Source organism: Streptomyces rugosispiralis (assembly GCF_024505145.1).
GTDB classification, from domain to species: domain Bacteria; phylum Actinomycetota; class Actinomycetes; order Streptomycetales; family Streptomycetaceae; genus Streptomyces; species Streptomyces rugosispiralis.
In genome coordinates, this window is record NZ_JANIAA010000003.1 from 458620 (window position 1) to 478369 (window position 19750).

Below are 19750 nucleotides of genomic sequence, written 5' to 3' on the forward strand. Positions count from 1 at the left end.
GATCCAGGCTGTGCCGCTCGAAGTTCAGTCGAGGAGCTTGGCCACCACGCGGTCGAGCGCCTGGATGTCCTCGAGCGGCAGGGCGAGCAGGGCGTCGGGCGGGGTGGTGAGGATCGCGATGGCGCGGGCGGCCAGCGCCTGGCCGTCCTCGGTGAGATGGACCAGCTTGGACCGGCGGTCGGCCGGGTTGGTGAGGCGTTCGGCGAGGCCGCGCCGTACGAGATCATCGACGATGACGGAGGTGTAGGGCGGGTCGGCGCCCAGCCGTTCGGCCAGTTCGCGAAGGGTGATCGGGTCGGCGGCGAGCCGGCGCAACGCTCTGACGCGGCTGAAGCTCATGCCCAGGCTCTCCGCGACCGCCTTGCGGCGGTTGTAACGCTCCATCAGGAGCGTGTTCAACCCCTGCCAGGCTCGGGTCGCCGTCCTGACGGTCTCGTCGTCCCCCTCGTCCCCCTCGTGCTGCTCGTGCGGCTCGTGCGGCTCGTGCGGCTCGTGCGGCTCGTTGTCATGTGGGCGCTCCATCAGACGTTCACCGTCTCCTTGATCTCCTCGGCGGCGAGCCGCTTCGCCGTGCGCTGGGCGGTTGCCCGAGCCCAGCGGCCGGAAGTGAGCGTACCCATGACCAGCACCGCGGCGCCGCAGCCGGCGATGATCCACCATGCCGTCCGTGCCGCGTCCGTGAAGGCCGCCGGGTCCGCGTGCGCTCCCCCGGCCATGAGGGCACCGATGACGGCCACGCCGAGGGACTGGCCGGTCTGCCGGCTGGTGGAGGCCACCGCGGCCGCGACACCGGCCTGCGAACGGGGCATCCCCGAGACGGCGGTGTTGGTGATGGGAGCGTTGACCAGCCCGAAGCCGGTGCCGAAGAGCAGATACGCGACGACCAGCAGGGTCACCGGAAGGTGCTCGGAGTAGGTGAGCGCCTGGAGTACGGCGCTCGCGCACAACGCCGCCCCGGCGAGCAGCAGCGGGGTACGCGGCCCCCGCGAGGCCACCATCCGGCCGGACAAGGGCGCGGTCAGCAGCGCCATGACTGCCATGGGCAGCATGAACAGCCCGGCGTGCAGCGGATCGAGCCGCCGCACATCCTGCAAGTACAGGGAGCTGACGAACAGGAAACCCCCCAGACCGGCGAACGCGGCCACCGCGATCACGGTGGCGCCCGAGAACGGCGCGGAACGGAAGAACCGCAGGTCGATAAGCGGGTCGGCGCGCCTCGGTTCGTACCACAGCAGCCCCAGCAGCGCACACAGCGCCGCGCCCGCGCACCCGGCGACCACCGGAGAGGTCCAGCCCAGGTTCGGCGACTCGATGATCGCGTACGTCAGCGCGACGAGCAGCACGACGACGAGCGCCTGCCCGACCGGGTCCACTCGGCGGGCCCGCGGCGCCCGGGACTCCGGCACATACCTCCGGGTCAGGAAGAGCGCGGCAAGTCCGATGGGCACGTTGATCCAGAAAATCGCCCGCCAACCGGCGGACTCCACCAGCGCGCCCCCGATGATCGGCCCGGCGGCCATGCTGATGCCCACGACACCACTCCACACACCGATGGCACGGGCCCGTTCCCGGGGGTCGGTGAAGGTGTTGCTGATGATCGACATGGCGACGGGGTTCAGCATCGACCCCCCGACCGCCTGCAGCATCCGCGCGACGACCAGCCAGCCGAGCCCGGGAGCCAGGCTGCACAGCAGCGAGGCCGCGGTGAAGATCACCAGCCCCGCCTGGAACGTACGGCGACGGCCCACCCGGTCGGCGGTCGACCCGGAGAGCATCAACAGGCTCGCCAGCACCAGCGTGTACGCGTCGACCGTCCATTGCAGCCCGGACACCGATGTGTGCAGGTCGCGCTGGATGGAGGGCAGGGCGACGTTCAGGATCGTGTTGTCGAGACTGACGATCAGCAGGCTCATGCAGCAGATGGCCAGCACGAGCCATCGTCGCCGCGGAGCGAGATCGGGCATGGAGGGCCTCCGTTTAAATGTGTTGTCACCCTTTAATTGTGTTGCCACAATCATTATATGCACACAACTAAACAGGGCCTGATGTCCCGGGACCGGGCAGCGTTGATCAGGAAGGCAGCGTTGATCAGGAAGACGCGCGTACCACCAGGCGTGGCACGATCACCGTCTCCCCCGTTCCGGCACCGGCCATCTGCGCGGCGACCTGCCGCACCGCGGACCGGCCGAGGAGTTCCTTGTCGACCGTCAGGGTGGTCAGCGGCGGGTCCACGAGCCGGCTCAGCGTCAGCCCGTCGCACCCGACGAACGCGCAGTCCTCCGGCACCCGCATACCGCGGGCGCGGGCGCGGCGCATGGCGCCGATGGCGATCAGGTCGTTGTACGCGAGCACCGCCGTCGCCCCGAAGCCACCGCCCAGCACGTCGTCCATGGCCGCCGCCCCGCCCTCGAGGGAGTTGGCCGCCGGGAACACCCACCCCTCGTCGGCGGGCAGCCCGTGTTCGGCGGCGGCGCCGAGAAACAGCGAGTGGCGGGTGCCGTGGCCGCCGGCGTCCGGGCGGCCGCGGTCGTCGAGCATCGCGATCCGCCGGTGGCCGCGCTCGACGAGGTGGCCTACCGCATGCCGCATGCCGGTGGCGAAGTCGATCCGCCCGCCGCTGACGCTCGGTGGCCGGTGCTCGTTGTCGAGCAGGACGAAGGGCATACCGGAGCGGTGGATGAGCCCGATGGCGCCGGGGTCGAGCAGGAAGGCGACACACGCGTCCACCTGGTCCACCACGGTCCGCGCCACCGCGGTCTCGCGTTCCAGGGCGGAGCCGGTGCTGTAGACGGCGACCTGCCAGCCGCGCTCGTCGGCGGCCGCCAGCACACCGGAAACCACCTCGGGGAAGAAGGGGTTGAGCACATCCGCGATGACCAGCCCCAGCGTGGTGAGCCGCGGGCCGACCATGCCACGAGCGAACCGGCTGGGCCGGTACCCCATCGACTGGGCCACCCGCAGCACCCGCTGCCGCGTGGCGGGGTCGATCTCCGGTTTGTCGTTGACCGCGCGGGAGACCGTCTGCCGGGACACCCCGGCCGAGCGCGCCACATCCTCGATGGTGATGCGGCGCGGCCTGGCGCTCGTGGGCACGGGCCCCACCCCTCTCCCCACCCTGACGCGGTACGACGTGGCACTCGGAGCGCTCACTGAGGTGATCCCCGAAGCGCTCCTCCTCGATAATCACCGCGGTGACGACGGGCGTCAACGGAACCCCACAGCCGAACACCCCAACCTCGCACACATATTGACACGGCGGCCGGGTGGGCCGGACAGTGCTCCGTGAACGCTCACGGGAACGTTCACGGAGGACAGGACATGCCCACGCCGAGGATCCCGCTCCGCCCCATCCGCGTCCCTGCGACACGCATCGCACGCGCCGCCGGTGCCACACGCGCCGCCGGTGCCACACGCGCCGCACGCGCCACCCGCTCCCGGTGGCGCACACTGTGCGCGGCGGTCGTACTCGCCCTGGCCATCGGCCTCCTGGCCGCCCCCGCCCAGGCCGAGGTCCAGCACCCCCGGCAGGAGTGGCTGCGCCAGTCCACCGCCGGGCTCTTCCTGCACTGGGGCATGTTCACCCACCCCCAGCACCGCGACTGCGCCACCTGGGAGCGCGATGTCACCGAGGGCGGCTGGGACCCCGACTACTGGGTGGACGAGGCGCGCAAGCTCGGCGCCTCGTACATCGTGCTCGCGGCCTTCCACAGCAGACTGGGCTACGCCCGCCCCTGGCCCTCGAAGATCCCCGGCAGTTGCGCCACCGGGCGCGATCTGCTCGGCGAACTCGTGGCCGCGGCCAAGGCCAAGGGCGTGCACATCATCCTCTACATGACCGACGACCCGCAGTGGCACAACGAGTCGGGCACCGAGACGCTGGATTCGGCCGCCTACTCGAAGTACAAGGGCCGGCAGGTGGACCTGACCACGCGCCGTGGCTTCGGCATGTACAGCTACGACCTGTTCCTCGAGGTCATGGACAAGTACCCGGATCTGTCGGGGTTCTGGATCGACAACGACAACGAGTACTGGGAGGAGAACGGTCTCTACGAGAAGATCCGCGAGCGCCGGCCGGACTGGCTGCTGAGCAACAACAACGAAGACACGCCGATCATGGACACGGTCAGCAATGAGCAGAAGACCGGCATGACCCCGGCGTACGACTACCCCGCCGCCGTGACCGTCCCCATGCCCCGGCTGACCGAGGCCGACTACAAGCTGCCGACCACCGGCGACTGGTGGTACGACGGCGGTGACCACGAGGTGGACGCCCGGCTCAGCACCGGCCGTTACATCACCAACGCGGGCTCCTCCATCAAGTCGCTCATGGCCGAGACACCCATGGTGAACGGCGAACTCCCACCGCAGCAGGAGAAGTTCAACGACTTCATGGGCAAGTGGGTCGAGCCCATCCGGGAGTCGGTGTACGGGGTCGAGGGCGGCGGCTACATGTACGGCGGTATGCGGCCCGGCTTCTGGAACGACGGCGCCCACGGCGTGGTCACGGTGGGCCGGGGCGAGAACGGCGACCGCACCCAGTATGTGCACGTGGTCACCCGGCCCAGCACCGACACGGTGCGGCTGGGCGACAACGGCTACACCGTGCGGCGGGTCACCGACCTGCGCACCGGCGAGGCGATGCGCTTCAGCCAGTCCGGCGGCCATCTGTCGATCCTCGGCATCCACGACTGGGATCCGTACGACACCGTCTTCAAGGTCGAGACGGACGGCCGACGGCCCCTCTACCCGCAGTCGGGTGTCGGCGCCACCGCCACGTCCGCGCGCACCGGCCACCCGGCGGCCGACCTCGCCGACGGCGACTACGAGACCTACTGGGACAGCGACGGCAAGCTGCCCGTCTCCGTCACCCTCGACCTCGGCGCACGCAAGCACACCACGGCGCTGGCGGTGAACCAGCGCGAGTGGTCCCCGACGCACGCCCGGTCGTCCTTCGGCCGCCCCGAGGACTCCGCGCGCATCAAGGACTACCGCGTCTACGCCAGCGGCGACGGCAAGCGCTGGACCCAGGTGCGCTCGGGCACACTGCCCAGTGCGCGCGGGGTGCGCACCATCGACATCGGCGACCGGACCGCCCGCTATCTGAAGCTGGAGGTGCGCAGCCTGTGGGGCGGTCCGCAGGCGCCGGAGTTCTACAACCAGCTGCGCATCGACGAGATCCAGGTGGCGTACGGCCGCTCGAGGACCACCCGTACCGCGCTGCCGCTGGAGGCCGAGGCATGGCAGAACCGGCCGTCGGGCGCGGCCCACTCCGTGGCCTGCGGCGCCTGCTCGGGCGGCCGGCGGGTGGACGGCCTCGGCGGCGGACCGCGCGACTCCGTGACGTACCGCGATGTGCACGTGCCCGAACAGGGCGACTACCGGCTCCAGTTGGACCACACCGCGGCGACCGACTCGTCCCTGTCGGTGAGTGTCAACGGCGCGGCACCGGTCGAGGTGCCCGTGGCCGCGGACAGCTCCGAGGTGCCGGAGAGCACGGCGGTGTCCGTGCCGCTCGAGGCCGGTGCCAATACGGTGAAGGTGTTCAGCACCGCCCGCCGTGGCCCCGGTCTGGACCGGATCGCGGTGGCCCCGCTGCCCCCGGCCTCGTACACCCCCAAGACCACGCTCACCGTACGGCCCCACGGTCTGCAGTGGGCCGGCCCCGGGCAACGGTCCCTCACCGTCACGGCGACGCTCCGGCTGGACGAGGACGAGCAGCTCGACAACGTCAGCCTTGCCCCCCGGCTGCCGGCCGGCTGGACCGCGGACGGTGGGCCGGTCACGGCCCGGTCGCTGCGGCTCGGCCAGACGGTGCGGGGCACCTGGACCGTCACCTCCCCGCCCGGCCAGGACGCCGGGTCGGCCGACATCCCCGTCACGGCGGACTACGCGCTGCTCGGGCGGCAGAAGTCGGTCTCGGACCAGGTCCGGGTGCGGCCACTGCCCGCCGGCCGGATATGGGCGCGTGAGGCGGAGGACTCGGCCAACCAGTTCGGCAGCACGGGCATCACCGGCTGCGGCCCGTGCTCCGGGGGCGAGAAGGTGCGCAACATCGGCGGCAGCGAGCAGGCGGCCATGGTGTTCCCCGAAGTGGTCGTCGCCGACGGCGGGGAGCACACGCTGCACCTCGACTACACGGTCAACGGCACCCGCTCGTTCCAGGTGAGCGTCAACGGCGGCCCGGCGGCCAAGGTGACGGTGACCGACACCGGGAACACCACGCCCCGTACGACCGCCCTCCCCGTCACCCTGAAGCCCGGCGCCAACACCATCAGGATCTCCAACGACACCGAGTCCGCGCCCGATCTGGACCGGATCTCCGTCAGCTAGAGCGTTGCCAAGGAGGCAGGCCATGCACCCGAGACCTTCCCGCCGCGCGGCGCTGCGCACCGGCGGTCTGCTGGCGGTGGGCACGCTGCTTCCGCCGCTGTCCGCGGAGCAGGCGTACGCGGAGCAGGCGTACGCGGCCACTTCGCGCACCGGAGCGGCCACTTCGCGCACCGGAGCGGCCACTCCGCACACCGGCGAAGCCACGTGGCACACCGGCGCGGCCGCCGCCTACACCGGGGCGTGGCGCGCGGTGCCGGGGATCCTGGCCCGGATCAGGCCGCCCGCCTTCCCCCGGCGCATGTTCAGGGTCACCGACTACGGCGCGGTCGGTGACGGGCGGACGATGAACACCCCGGCGTTCCGGGCCGCCATCGCCGCCTGCCACCGCGCGGGCGGCGGCCATGTCGTCGTCCCCGAGGGCCGGTTCCTCACCGGCGCGATCCATCTGCGCAGCCGGGTGGACCTGCATGTCACCGCGGGCGCCACCATCGCCTTCAGCCCCGATCCGGGTGACTTCCTGCCGGTGGTGCTCACCCGCTGGGAGGGCACCGAGGCCTACAACTACTCGCCCTTCATCTACGCGTACGGCGAGCGGGACGTGGCGGTCACCGGCCCCGGCACGCTCGACGGACAGGCGCGGCTCGGGCCGTGGGAGAGCTGGTACCGCGACAGCGGACCGCAGGGGGCCGACCAGAAGCTGCTGCGCGAGATGGGCGCCACGGGGGTGCCGGTGGCGCGGCGCGTCTTCGGCGACGGCCACCATCTGCGGCCGAAGATGGTGCAGTTCTACCGCTGCCGCAACGTCATGGTCAGCGGCCTGACCATCGTCGACCCGCCGATGTGGACCGTGCATCCGGTGCTGTCGAGCAACGTCACCGTGCGCGATGTCACCGTGGACAGCACGCTCTACAACACCGACGGCTGCGACCCCGAATGCTGCTCCGATGTGCTCATCACCGGCTGCCGGTTCAACACCAACGACGACTGCGTGGCCGTCAAGTCCGGCCGGGACGAGGACGGCCACCGGGTCAACGTGCCGAGCAGGAACATCGTGGTGCGCGACTGCCGGTTCTCCGGCCGCTGGGGCGGGATGACGGTCGGCAGCGAGATGTCCGGCGGGGTGCGTGACGTCTTCGCCGAGGACTGCCAGATCAACCCGTCGGACTTCCCCGGCCGTCACCCCGTCAAGTACCCGCTGTACGTCAAGGCGAACAAGAAGCGCGGTGGCTCCATCGACGGTGTGCACATCCGGAACTTCACCGGGCAGGGCGTGGAGCGTGACATCGCCTTCGTGACCATGGACTACAACGGTGGCGAGGACGGGACACTGCCGGTGTCGGTGCGGAACATCCACCTGGACCGGATGGAGATCGACGGCGCCCAGTCCGTGCTGCGGCTGGTCGGCCTGGAGACCGACCAGCTGCGCGATGTGCATCTCTCCCACTCCACGTTCACCGGCATCCGCGCCCCCGACAGCGTCGTCCACACCGAGGACCTGACCTTCCGGCGGGTGTTCGTCAACGGCCAGGAGGTGCCCCAACCCTGACCGACGCGCGGGTGGCCCGTACAACCAGGGGACCACCCACGGCCGTCACATCCCTCCCAAGGGGGAGGGGAGTTGGAGACGCACGGCCGATGTTCCCCGGCGCACACTCCCTGAATGATCGTTCCTGTCCCGATACGCGACCGGAAGGAACGAGTTCGTGCGTAGACGAGGTCTCGCGCCGCTGTTGGCCATCGGTGTCACGGCAACGTTAGCTCCCGCGCTCGCCACCTCGACGGCAAGCGCCGCCCAGGCCGGTGCCGCTCAGACCAGTGCCGCACAGACCGGCACCGCCCAGGCCGCCGCCCCGGCGTCCGCCACCGCGAGCGCCCTGGACCCGTACGTCAGGCAGCAGCCGAAGTGGCAGCGGTGCGAGGCCGACAAACCGGCGGAGTACCAGTGCGCGACGATCAAGGTGCCGCTGGACTACCGGGCTCCCGGCGGCAAGCGAATCGACATGGCCATATCCCGGATCAAGACCACCACACCGGACAAGCGGCACGGCATCCTGCTCGCCAACCCCGGTGGCCCCGGCGGGCCGGGGCTCGACATGCCGCTGCAGATGAAGGACATGCTGCCCGAGTCCGCGCGGCAGAGTTACGACCTCATCGGCTTCGACCCGCGCGGGGTGGGCCGGAGCACGCCCGTCACCTGCGGCTTGACGCCGGAGGAGGAGAACTGGCTGCGGCCGTACAAGGAAGCGACGTTCGACAAGGACGTCGCCTGGGCGCGGGACGTCGCACACAAGTGCCGTGAAAAGTCGGGCGCCACGCTCAAACACATCACCACGCGCAACACGGCCCGTGACATGGATCTGCTCCGGGCGATCCTCGGCGAGAAGAAGCTCTCGTACTTCGGCTACTCGTACGGGACGTACCTCGGCGCCGTCTACACCCAGCTGTTCCCGAACCGGGCCGACCGGGTCGTGGTGGACAGCGCGGTCGATCCGGCGCGTGCCTGGCGGAAGATGATCCAGTGGTGGGCGGAGGGCGCCGAGCCCGCGTTCGACCGGTGGACCGAGTGGGCCGCCGCGCGTTCCGAGAAGTACGGCCTCGGCGACACGCCGAAGAAGGTCGACCGGACGTTCTGGGACCTGGTCCAGCGGGCGAACGAGAAGCCCATCGAGATGGACGGGGAGAAGTACACCGGCGATGACGTCCGGAGCATGATGCGCCCCGCGGTCTTCAGCGTGCGGGAGGGCACCGAACTGGTCGTGGAGCTGAAGAAGGCCGCGGCCGGCCGGCCCGCCTCGGCGGAGAAGCTCCCGGATCCGGCCGGAACGCCAGGTCCGGCCGCCCGCTCCGCGGACGTACCGGCCGACAACATGACCGCGAGCTTCTGGGCCGTGGTGTGCAACGACAACTCGGCCGCCTGGTCCCGCGACCCCGAGAGCTACCGGCGGGACGCCATCGAGGACAAGGGCCGCTACCCGCTCTACGGCGACTTCGCGTCCAGCATCAAGCCCTGCGCGTTCTGGGACAGGTCGGTCGAGCGGGCCACCGTCGTGAACAACAAGGTCGGCTCGCTGGTCGTGCAGAACGAGTGGGACTCCCAGACCCCGCTGCCGAGCGGTCAGGCCCTGCACGCCGACCTGAAGGGCTCGCGGATGCTGACGGTCCTCGGTGGCGAGGGCCATGGCGTCTACCCGAGCGGCAACGCGTGCACGGACGGTACGGTGGCGGACTACCTGACCACCGGCAAGCTGCCGGCGAAGGACGTGACCTGCGAGGCGACGGGCGACTCCAACGGCGGCGCCCGGGAGGACCGGAAGCGGGACGTCCGTCCCGGCGCCCCGCTTCCGCAGCGCTCCCCGGACCGCTTCTGACGGACGGCGTCCGACACGCACAGGGGACGGGGCGGGACCTCCGGCGGGTTCCGCCCCGTCCGATTCCGCCCCGTCCGCCCCGTCCGCCCCGTCCGCCCCGTCCGCGCCGTCCGCCCCGTCCGCGCCGTCCGCCCCGTCCGCGCCGGAGCTACGAACACCGCGCCCGCCGGCGGGTCACTTCGCCTGGTCGAGCCGGACCGCGTCGGGACCGGCCGGGAAGCGCAGTTGGCCGGTGGTGTCGTGCACGGCCCGCCACACCGTCTCGGCCACGTCGCTCTCCTTGGTGAACACGTCCTGGCCCCCGAAGTCGTCCATGGACTTCTTCGCGAACGCCGCGTAAGGCGCCGGGACCAGCTCGTGCAACGGGGCATCGTGCGTCGCCCTGGCCCCGAAGTTCGTCGTCAGGCAGGCGCCCGGCTCAACCGTCTTCGCCCGCACGCCGAAGGGCGCGAGTTCGAGCGCGAGGGATGAGGTGAACCCCTCGACGGCCGTCTTGCTCGCCTTGTACACGGTCGTGAGCGGCATGTGTCCCAGCACCACGCTGGAGGTCACATTGACCACCACGCCCGAGCCGCGCTCGCGGAACTGGGACAGCACGGCCTGGGTCGTCGCCATCACACCGAAGGTGTTGGTCTCGAACACCTCCCGCACCTGGGCCATGGAGATGCCCTCGAACACCCCCATCGACGGGATGCCCGCGTTGTTGACCAGGGCGTCGACGGGCCCCGCCGCCTCGAACGCGGCGGCGATGCTCTCGGGCCTGGTCACGTCGAGCTCGACGACGCGGAACCGGTCCGACTCGGGGAGGACGCCCGGACGTGGTGTCCGCATGGTGGCGATGACGTTCCACCCCCGCGCATGGAAGTGGAGGGCGGTCTCCCGCCCGTACCCGGACGACGTACCGGTGATCAGAACGGTGCTCATGGTGTGGCCCCTGCGATGTGATGGGATCCGCGGCGGAACAGGCAATTCCTGCTCCGCGGGCGAACTGACACTCCCATTGCACCGCTCCGACCTGCGGAAACGATAGAACTATCCTCGCCCGCACCTGCACGATCCTCCCGCCGGCCCGGCCCCCGCTCAGGGCAGGACGCCCGCGGGGGCGCGTACGGTGTTCCGCAGCCGGGCCGCGTCCCGGCTCGGGGGCGCGCCGAACTGGCGGCGGTACTCCCGGCTGAACTGCGACGGGTTGTCGTAGCCGACCCGCTGACCGACCCCGGTGACGTCGTTCGGATGGGTGGCGAGCAGCAACCGTGCCTCCTGGAGCCGGATCTGCTTCTGGAACTGGATGGGGCTCATCGCGGTCACCGCCTGGAAGTTGCGGTAGAAGGCGGAGACACTCATACCGGACCTGCGCGCCACGTCCTCGACCCGGAACGGCTCCGCGTAGTGCTCACGGATCCAGCGCACCGCCCGGGAGACATGGCTCAGCCCGCTGTCGGCCAGACCGAGTTGCCGAACCGTCGCGCCCTGCTCGCCGGTGATCACGCGCCACAGGATCTCGCGCTTCACCAGCGGCGCCAGTACCGCCCGGTCACGGGGCTCGTCGAGCAGCCGCAGCAGCCGGACCACCGCGTCGAGCAGCGCGTCCGAAGCCTCGCTGACGGCGATCCCCGACGGAACGCCTCCGCCCGCGCGGGGCGTATCCCCGGGACCGGCTTGCAGCAGCAGTTCGGCGACGGCGGACGGCTCCAGCGTGAGACCGAAGCCCAGGGCCGGCCGCTCCGGGTCGGCCCGGGTGAACTGGCCCGTGACGGGCAGGTCGACGGATGCCACCAGGTACTGCCCGGGTCCGTACGCATAGACGCGGTCGCCCAGCGCGAGGCGTTTGCCGCCCTGGGCGATGACCGCGAGCACCATGCCGGACATGGAGGGCGCCGGCGGATCCGGCCGGTCGACCTTCGAGACGAGGACGCCGTCGATGGCGGTGGTCCAGTCGGGCCGGGCGTGCCTGGCCAGCAGGGTGCGGAGCTCGTCGAGGGACATGCGTCCATTGCAGCATCCACCGTGCGTCCGCGCTCCCGTGACGGAGTCCACGGGCTCCCCCGCGCAACGCCATCGCGCCCGAGAACGTTAAGAACAGAACTCCCTGCTCAATAGTGCCGGCGGAACAGGTGTCCTTAACATCGCAACGCTTGGCGCGAGGGAGCGCCACTGAGGTCAGGAGCGTCGCTGTGCACAGCTCGAGTCGGAACGTACCTTCCTCCTTTCTGCGGAGCCTGACGCGTATGCGGCGCACCGTGGCATCGGCCGTCGGCGTCGCGGGCATCGTCGCGGGGACGCTGGGCAATGCCGGTCCGGCCCAGGCGGCCCAGCCGCGCCCCGCGCCGGTCGCGTGCCCGGCGAGCGTGGGCGACAAGGCCACGTGTTACACCGGCCAGGACAGCGACGGGGCGTACTACGCGATCGCCATTCCGAAGAAGTGGAACGGGTCGCTGATCGTCCACTCGCACGGCGGTCCCGACCTGGGTGACGGGTCCGATCCCGAGCGGAGCGTCGGCGACCTGGACCGCTGGTCGGTGATGGTGTCCGAGGGCTACGCCTGGGCGGGCTCCTCGTACCGGCGAGGTGGCTACGGAACACGCATGGCGGCCGCCGACACGGAGAATCTGCGCCGCCTGTTCGTGGCGGACTTCGGCAGGCCCGAGCGGACCTATGTACACGGCCAGTCCTGGGGCGGAAACGTGGCCGCCAAGGTCGTGGAGACGTACGGCAAGAAGAACGGCCCCTACGACGGCGCCCTCCTCACCAGCGGTGTGCTGGGCGGCGGCTCCCGGGGCTACGACTATCGCGTCGATCTGCGCGTGGTCTACCAGTACTACTGCCACAACCTGCCCCGCCCCGGCGAGCCCCAGTACCCGCTCTGGCAGGGGCTGCGCCCCGGGTCCACCCTGACGACGGCCGGGCTGCGCGCCCGCCTTCAGGAGTGCACCGGCTACGCCTCCGCGCCCGAGGAACGCACCGCGCTCCAACAGCGCAACCTCGACGACATCCTCGCCGTCACCCGCCTTCCGGAGCGCACCCTGGAGTCCCATCTGCGGTTCTCGGTGTTCACCTTCCGCGACATCGTGCACAGCCGGCTCGGCGACCGCAATCCGTTCGGCAACCAGGGCGTGTGGTACTCCGGTTCACACGACGACACGGCGCTGAACGCGGGCGTCGAGCGCTTCTCCGCCGACCCCGGCGCCCGGCGTGACCTCTCCTACGACAGCGACCTCACCGGGCGCGTGTCCATCCCGGTGCTGACGATGCACGCCATCGACGACCCCACGGCGTTCGTCGAGCACGAGGCCGCGTACCGGGCGACCGTCGATGGCGCGCACCACGGGAAGAACGTCGTGCAGACCTTCACCAAGGAGAGCGAACACAGCGAGCTGAGCGACGCCGAGTACGCCGATTCCATCGCCGCGCTGGACTCCTGGGCGCGCACCGGAACCAAGCCCACACCGCGGTCCATCGCATCCGCATGCGCCACGTTCGACCGCGTCTACGGCACCGGGTGCTTCTACGACTCCGGCTACCACCCCAAGCCGTACGCCTCCCGTGTCCGGCCCCGGCCGGGCGGACTGGCGTGGCCGGCCATGACGTCCGCCCAGGAGCGGGCCTGGAGCCGGATCGACGGTGTGGGCATCGCTCCCTGAAACGCCCGCCGCCGGACCGCGGATGGCCGTTCACCCCGGTGCCGGGCCCGCGTCGACGGTGTGGTCGAACACGAACATATGGCCCGGGTAGTGGGTGATGGCGTACCGGGCCCGGGTGGCGGGGAGCGCCAGTTGGGGTGTCACCCCGCAGGCCCAGAACACCGGGACGTCGCCGTCCTCGACGACCGGGGAGGGGCCGAAGTCCGGCCGGGCCAGGTCGGCGATGCCGAGCGCCGCCGGGTCGCCGATGTGCACCGGCGCACCGTGCCCGGCCGGATAGCGGGCGGTGATCTCCACGGCACGCGCCACGAGGTGAGCCGGTATCGCGCGCATGCTGACCACCAGCGGTCCGGACAGCCGCCCGGCGGGGCGGGTGGCCACGTCGGTGACGTAGACGGGCGGCGCCGCGGACTCCGGGGCGTACCGGACCGGGACGCCCGCGGCGCGCAGCGGGCCCTCGAAGGTGTGGCTGCAGCCGAGGAGGAAGCCGACCGCGTCCGGGCGCCAGTGGGCGGTGATGTCGTGTGGTTCGGCGGCGAGTTCGCCGTCGTGCCAGACCCGGTAGCGCGGCAGGTCCGTGCGCAGGTCGGCGACGGTCGTGCCGAGCCGCACCACCGGGTCGCCCGGCTCGGTGACGGCGAGGACGGGACAGGGCGCGGGGTTGCGGGTGCAGTACAGCAGGAAGTCGAAGGCGAGGTCGCGCGGGACGATCACGAGGTTGGCCTGCTGGTACCCGTCCAGCAGACCGGCCGTGGGCCCGGTCCACCGGCCGTCCGCCACCAGGCGCCGCAGCTCCGCCGGGGTGGCGGGGACGTCCCCGGGACCGGGAAGGCCGGCTCCCGAAGGAGCGGCGGCCGTCACGCCAGTTCCCCGTGGCTGGACTCGGTGACGGTGCGCAGTGTCAGCAGGGCGACCACCATGGTCGCCATCAGCAGGAAACCCGGGGCCAGCAGGCTGCCGGTGGCCGAGATCAGCCAGGTGGACAGATAGGGGCTGAGCCCGCCGCCGACGATGGTGCCGATGTTGAAGCTGAACGAGAGCCCGGTGTACCGCACCCGGGTCGGGAACAGCTCGGCGTACGTCGGATACGTGACGGACTGGACGACCGGCATCGGCAGGGCCAGCACCACCATGGCCGCGACGGCGAGCGGGAAGCTGCCAAGACCCATGACCAGCATCGCGGGGACGACCAGGACCGCGTACCCGGCGAAGCCGACGGTGATGAGCCGTTTGCGGCCCCACCGGTCCGACAGCGCCCCGCACACCGGCATCAGGACGGCCACGAACAGGCTGATCCCGCCCATGATCCAGAACGTGGAGTCCTTGGGGTAGCCGAGGTCGGTGGTCAGGTAGATGTTCATGAAGATCAGGCCGACCCAGTAGCCGCAGTTGGAGCCGATGGCCAGCAGGGTCACCTTCAGCACCGGGCCGCGGTGGCGGGTGAACACCTCGGTCAGCGGTGCCTTGGCGGTGGCCCGCTCCGACTTCGCCGCGAGGAAGCTCTCGGAGTCCGCGAGCCGGTTGCGGGCGATCAGGGCGACGGCGATCAGCGGCAGCGAGAGCAGGAACGGTATGCGCCACCCCCAGGCTTCGAGCTGGCGCTCGCTCAGCGCGGTCGTGGTGACACCCGCGACCAGCGCCGCGGCCCCGCCGCCGAGGGCCACCCCGACCGGGGTGAAGGCCCCGAAGAAGCCGCGCCGCCCGGCCGGGGCCGACTCGGCGAGATAGGTGGCCGAACCGGTCACCTCACCGCCCGCGAAGAACCCCTGCGCGAGCCGCACCACCAGCAGGGCGACGGGCGCGGCCACGCCGACGGCCTCGGCCGTGGGCAGCAGCCCGACGGCCGCGGTGGCGCCGCCCATCCCGGTCACGGTGAGGATCAGTACGGGCTTGCGGCCCACCCGGTCCCCGAGCCGGCCGAGCACGATGCCGCCCAGCGGCCGCATCAGGAACGCGCTGCCGAACACCGCGAGGGTGGCCAGCAGGGCGGCGGTGGGGTCGTCCCCGGGAAAGAAGTGCGGGCCGATGACCACGGCCAGATAGCTGTAGACGCCGAACTCGTAGTACTCGATGGCGGTGCCGGCGGCCGCCGCCAGCGCCGCCCGGCGCGGGCCGCCGCGCGCCGCGGTGGCCACGGCGGCCGCGTCCCCGGTGTCTCCGGATGCCGTTGCGGCCGTTGATACGCTCGTCATGGGTTCCTCCGGTCTGACATGTCCTTTGGCCGGGATGTGCTGTCAGTGCCGCCGGTACGGCGCCGGGGGCCCGTAACGACGGTCATCCGCGGGACCAGTCCTCCTGCTGATGACCGTCGTCCTGCCGGGCCGGGCGCCACCGCGCCGGTGGGTCGGCGGTCGGCGGGTCGGTGGGTCGGTGGGTCGGTGGGTCGGTGGTGAGTCGGTGAAGACCCCGCCGGGCGGATGAGGACCGCCGGGCGGGTGGCGGATCAGACGGCGAAGAGCTGTCCGAGGTCGGCGAACGCCTTGAACTCCAGCGCGTTGCCCGCCGGGTCGAGGAAGAACATCGTCCACTGCTCACCGGGCTCGCCCTGGAAGCGGACGTACGGCTCGATCACGAACTCCGTGCCCGCCGCGGTGAGCCGTTCGGCCAGCTTCTGGAACTCCGGCACCGGCAACACCAGGCCGAAGTGCGGCACCGGCACCTGGTGGCCGTCGACCGGATTGGTCCCGGCGACGCCGTCGCGCGGCGTACCGGACGGGCCGTCGCCGACCTGGTGGGTGACGACCTGGTGGCCACCGAAGTTCCAGTCGATCCACTTGGTGTCCGAGCGGCCCTCGGCGAAGCCGAGCACTTTGCCGTAGAACTCGCGGGCGGCCTCGATGTCGTCCACCGGGATGGCCAGGTGGAAGGGGACGAGGGAGTCGGGCTGAGCGGTCATGTGCGTGTCTCCTTGAGGTTTCTCAGGGTGTTTCAGGCGGGTTCTGAGGCTTTCAGGGGGTTCGGAGATTTTCAGGGGGTGGTTTTCAGGGGGCTCAGAGGATGGGGGCGAGCCGGAGCTCGTCCCCGGGGAGGGTCTGGCCGACGAGATCGATGTCGGCGTCGGTGACCACCCCGATGACGGGGTAGCCGCCGGTGACCGGGTGGTCGGCGAGGAAGACGATCGGTTCGCCGGAGGGCGGCACCTGGATGGCGCCGCGCACCGTCCCCTCGCTGGGCAGGTCGACCGAGCCGATGGCCAGCGGCGGTCCGGTCAGCCGCGCGCCCACCCGGTCGCACTGGGCGGAGACCCGCCAGGGCGTGGTGGTGAGCCGGTGCCGGTCCGCGGCGTCGAACAGCTCGTGCCGCGGGCCCCAGCGGAACCGGACGGTGGCCGGGCCGCCGCACGGGACGACGCTGAACGCCAGCTCCAGCGGGATCGCCGGGACCGGGCGCGCCGGGCCCAGTCCGTACTCCGCCCCGGCGCGCAGCGGGTCGGGGCCGAGCCCGGTGAGGAAGTCGCGCGAGGCCGATCCCAGCACCGGCTCCGCCTCGAGCCCGCCGGAGACGGCGAGGTAGGTGCGGCAGCCCGCCCACGGGCGGCCGACGGCGAGCACCGATCCGGCGCGCAGCCACAGCCGCGGCGCGCCGTCGACCGGCACCCCGTCGACCGTCAGCGGCGCCGGGGCCCCGGTGACCGCCACGTGGCGGGTGGCGGACAAGGTGATCGCGAGACCGCCGAGGGTGACCTCCAGGGCCGGAGTGTCCTCCGGGTTCCCCGCCAGCCTGTTGGCGAGCCGGAAGCTGCGCCGGTCGGCCGGACCCGAGGCGGGCACGCCCAGGTGGGCCATCCCCGGACGGCCCAGATCCTGCACGCTGGCCGCCGGGCCCGCCCGGACGACCGTCAGTACGGCGGGCTCCGGGCCGGTGCCGTGGTCCGGTGGCCGGTGCCGGGTGCGGACCCGGCGGCCCGGGGCGGCGGAGGTGACCGTCATGGCGTCACCGCCTCGAAGACGACCCGGTCGCCGACCGCGAGCCGGTTCGGCGGCTCGGCGGTCACGTCCCACAGCCGGGTGGTGGTGACGCCGATCTGGTGCCAGCCGCCGGGGGTTCCGCCGGGGTAGACCACCGTCTGGTTCCCGGCGATGGCCACCACCCCGGCGGCCACTCTCGGTCGCGGACTGGACAGCCGGGGCAGCCGGAGGCTCTCCGGTACGCCGTCCAGATACGCGAAACCGGGCGCGAAGCCGAAGAAGCCGACCCGGTACTCCCCCGCGCCGTGCCGCCGCGCCACCTCCTCCGGGTCCAGGCCGAGGCGTTCGGCGATCTCGGGCAGGTCGGGTCCGTCGTAGCGGACCGGGATCACGATCCGTCTGCCGGGTGGCGGTCCGGTGGGGTGGGCGCCGGTCCCGTCGAGCACGGTGCGCAGTCCTGCGGCGAGCGTGCCCATCCCGGCGGCCGTCTCGGCCACCACCAGCACGGTCGTGGCGGCGGGCACGACTTCCCGCAGCCCCGACGCCCAGGGCTGGGCGCGGATCGAGGTGGCGACCTCGGCCGGGTGCCGGTCCGCGCACTCGATCAGCCAGCCCCGGTCGCCGGCCCTCCGCAGAATCGTTTTGCCAGGGGCCGGGTACGCCTGGGTCACGTCCGCCGGAGGCATCTGCTCCGGGGCCACGTCCGCCGCGGTCACGTCCGCCGGAGGCACCTCCTCCGGGGCCACGTCCGCCGGAGGCACCTCCTCCGGGGTCACGGCCGCGCCCCGACCCGGTCGGCGGCGGCTCCGGGCGGGCCCGCGGTGGCACCGGGCGGACCCACCGCGACACCCCCCGACGCCAGCGCCTCCCGTACGGCGGCGGCCAGCCCGGCCGCGCCGGGGGTGTCGCTGTGTACGCACAGCGCGGCCAGCTCCCCGCCGTCCGGGGCGATCCTCACGACGCCGCCGCTCACCGAGACCACCGTCCCCGACTCCGCCATCCGCAGGGCGCGTTCGGCCGCCTCGGCCGGGTCGGTGACCAGGGCGCCGGGCGCGGAGCGGGGCACCAGCAGCCCCTCGTCGGTGTAGCCGCGGTCGATGAACCCCTCGGCCAGCGGGCGCACCCCGGCCGCCACCGCCCGCTCCCAGACCGCGGTGCGCGGCTGGCAGAGCAGCGGCAGCGCCCGGTCGTAGAGGGCGACGGCCTCGACGATCGCGGCCGCGTGCCCGGTGTGCCGGGCCGCCGCGTTGTAGAGCGCGCCATGGGCCTTCACATAGCCGACGCGACCGCCCGCGAGCCGGGCGAACACCTCCAACGCGCCCATCTGGTACAGGAGTTCGTTGACCAGCGTGGCCGACGGTACGTCGATGAAGCGGCGGCCGAAACCGGCCAGGTCGCGGTAGGAGACCTGGGCCCCGATCGCCACCCCCCGGGCGGTGCTCGCCTCGCAGGTGCGGCGCAGGATGTCGGGGTCCCCGGCGTGGAACCCGCAGGCCACGTTGGCCGCGGTGACCTGGTCCAGCAGCTCGCCCTCGTCGGCCGGCCCCCAGACCCCGAACCCCTCGCCCACATCGGTGTTGAGCGCGAGGGCGGTCACCGGGCCGACTCCGCCCAGTACGCCTGCAGCGCGCCGCCGCTGTTCTCCCAGGCCGTGTGCAGCCCTTTCTGGCCGCCGTCGATGTGTGCCGTGATCTGCCGGGCCAGTTCCTCCGCGTCCCCGTCGGCCAGCGCCTGGACCATCGCGGCGTGCTCATGGTGGACCCGGCCGTACGCCGAGGTGCCGTGCACGTAGAACCGGGAGTACGGCTCCAGCCGGTGGTACATCTGCGAGATGATCTCGTAGCGCATGGGCAGCCGGGACAGCCGGTACATGTCCAGGTGGAAGGCGAGGTTCGTCCGCGACCAGATATCGGCGCCGGACCCCGCGGCCCGCTCCATCGCGGTCGCCATCTCCTCGAACCGGCTGATGTCGCGCCGGGAGACCCGCTCGGTGACATGCTCGGCGAAGCTCGGCTCGATGAGCCGCCGCAGGTTGTAGATCTCGTCGATCTCCTCGAGGTCCAGCACCGTGACGAATGTGCCGCGGCCCGGCGTCGAGCGCAGCAGACCCTCGCTCGCGAGGGTGCGCATGGCCTCCCGCAGCGGGATGCGGCTCACCCCGAAACGGTCGGCGAGTTCGTCCTGGACCAGTCGGTGGCCCGGCGGGTAGACGCCCTCGACGATCAGCCGACGCAGCTCGTCGGTGAGGGCGTCGGCGCCTTGGGCGTCACCGCGGCGGCCTCTGTCTTCTCGGCTCATATACTGTGTATACAGTGCATGCACCGGATGCGTGAAGAGGTCGGACCGCAGAAAATCCGTCCGCCGGACCGGAGCGTGGCCTCGTCGGACGGGCGCCGGACCCCGACGACCGGCGCCGCGACACCATCACGATCTCTCCCCCTCCCCCGGCCACCGCACCCGGGCCTCCCGAGGAGCTCCCCTGACGCGCCGGCCGGAGGGACCG

The 19750-nt window shown here is 71.8% G+C and carries 16 protein-coding genes; 4 read left to right on the forward strand and 12 right to left on the reverse strand.

What is annotated here, in order from left to right; all coding sequences use genetic code 11:
* Positions 1-24 precede the first annotated feature (24 nt).
* The 3 genes from NP777_RS08510 to NP777_RS08520 form a co-directional block, all read right to left on the reverse strand.
* A complete protein-coding gene (locus NP777_RS08510; protein WP_256649442.1) occupies positions 25-522 on the reverse strand; it encodes a MarR family winged helix-turn-helix transcriptional regulator in 498 nt (165 codons plus the stop codon).
* Positions 522-1964, reverse strand: coding sequence for an MFS transporter (locus NP777_RS08515; protein WP_256649443.1), 1443 nt, complete (start codon positions 1962-1964; stop codon positions 522-524). The genes NP777_RS08510 and NP777_RS08515 overlap by 1 nt, the downstream gene beginning before the upstream one ends.
* Before the next feature lie 124 nt (positions 1965-2088).
* Positions 2089-3093, reverse strand: coding sequence for a LacI family DNA-binding transcriptional regulator (locus NP777_RS08520; RefSeq protein ID WP_256649444.1), 1005 nt, complete (start codon positions 3091-3093; stop codon positions 2089-2091).
* 225 nt (positions 3094-3318) lie between these two features.
* On the opposite strand from NP777_RS08520, the gene NP777_RS08525 reads away from it, so the two are divergent.
* The 3 genes from NP777_RS08525 to NP777_RS08535 all read left to right on the forward strand — a co-directional run bounded on the left by NP777_RS08525 (position 3319) and on the right by NP777_RS08535 (position 9698).
* Positions 3319-6330: an alpha-L-fucosidase gene (locus tag NP777_RS08525; RefSeq protein WP_256649445.1), complete on the forward strand. Its 3012-nt coding sequence runs from the start codon at positions 3319-3321 to the stop codon at positions 6328-6330.
* 22 nt (positions 6331-6352) lie between these two features.
* Positions 6353-7876 (forward strand): glycoside hydrolase family 28 protein, encoded by a 1524-nt coding sequence (locus tag NP777_RS08530; protein WP_256649446.1) that lies wholly within the window; start codon positions 6353-6355, stop codon positions 7874-7876.
* Positions 7877-8033: 157 nt separating this feature from the next.
* Positions 8034-9698 carry an alpha/beta hydrolase gene (locus NP777_RS08535; RefSeq protein WP_256649447.1) on the forward strand — a complete coding sequence of 555 codons (1665 nt, stop codon included), beginning with the start codon at positions 8034-8036 and terminating at the stop codon, positions 9696-9698.
* Positions 9699-9872: 174 nt separating this feature from the next.
* Here the strand turns inward: NP777_RS08535 and NP777_RS08540 are convergent, their stop codons facing one another.
* Both NP777_RS08540 and NP777_RS08545 read right to left on the reverse strand, forming a co-directional pair.
* Positions 9873-10622 carry an SDR family oxidoreductase gene (locus NP777_RS08540; RefSeq protein ID WP_256649448.1) on the reverse strand — a complete coding sequence of 250 codons (750 nt, stop codon included), beginning with the start codon at positions 10620-10622 and terminating at the stop codon, positions 9873-9875.
* 156 nt (positions 10623-10778) lie between these two features.
* Positions 10779-11684, reverse strand: coding sequence for an AraC family transcriptional regulator (locus NP777_RS08545; RefSeq protein ID WP_256649449.1), 906 nt, complete (start codon positions 11682-11684; stop codon positions 10779-10781).
* Positions 11685-11926: 242 nt separating this feature from the next.
* On the opposite strand from NP777_RS08545, the gene NP777_RS08550 reads away from it, so the two are divergent.
* Entirely contained in the window at positions 11927-13339 is a 1413-nt protein-coding gene (locus tag NP777_RS08550; RefSeq protein ID WP_256649450.1) for a hypothetical protein, read from the forward strand.
* Positions 13340-13369: 30 nt separating this feature from the next.
* Here NP777_RS08550 and NP777_RS08555 read toward each other — a convergent pair whose 3' ends face one another.
* The 7 genes from NP777_RS08555 to NP777_RS08585 all read right to left on the reverse strand — a co-directional run bounded on the left by NP777_RS08555 (position 13370) and on the right by NP777_RS08585 (position 19545).
* The gene (locus tag NP777_RS08555) at positions 13370-14200 is read right to left on the reverse strand and encodes a putative hydro-lyase (RefSeq protein WP_256649451.1); all 831 of its coding nucleotides are present in this window, start codon (positions 14198-14200) and stop codon (positions 13370-13372) included.
* On the reverse strand, positions 14197-15531 hold the full coding sequence (locus NP777_RS08560) for an MFS transporter (protein WP_256649452.1): 1335 nt from the start codon (positions 15529-15531) through the stop codon (positions 14197-14199). The genes NP777_RS08555 and NP777_RS08560 overlap by 4 nt, the downstream gene beginning before the upstream one ends.
* Before the next feature lie 251 nt (positions 15532-15782).
* Positions 15783-16235 carry a VOC family protein gene (locus NP777_RS08565; protein ID WP_256649454.1) on the reverse strand — a complete coding sequence of 151 codons (453 nt, stop codon included), beginning with the start codon at positions 16233-16235 and terminating at the stop codon, positions 15783-15785.
* Between the two features lie 94 nt (positions 16236-16329).
* Complete coding sequence (locus tag NP777_RS08570; RefSeq protein WP_256649455.1) at positions 16330-17268, reverse strand: 5-oxoprolinase subunit C family protein; 939 nt, start codon at positions 17266-17268, stop codon at positions 16330-16332.
* Complete coding sequence (locus NP777_RS08575; RefSeq protein WP_256649456.1) at positions 17265-18023, reverse strand: 5-oxoprolinase subunit B family protein; 759 nt, start codon at positions 18021-18023, stop codon at positions 17265-17267. Before NP777_RS08575 ends, NP777_RS08570 begins: the two co-directional genes overlap by 4 nt.
* Positions 18020-18844: a LamB/YcsF family protein gene (locus NP777_RS08580; RefSeq protein ID WP_256649457.1), complete on the reverse strand. Its 825-nt coding sequence runs from the start codon at positions 18842-18844 to the stop codon at positions 18020-18022. The genes NP777_RS08575 and NP777_RS08580 overlap by 4 nt, the downstream gene beginning before the upstream one ends.
* On the reverse strand, positions 18841-19545 hold the full coding sequence (locus NP777_RS08585; protein ID WP_256649458.1) for a GntR family transcriptional regulator: 705 nt from the start codon (positions 19543-19545) through the stop codon (positions 18841-18843). Before NP777_RS08585 ends, NP777_RS08580 begins: the two co-directional genes overlap by 4 nt.
* Positions 19546-19750: the final 205 nt, after the last annotated feature.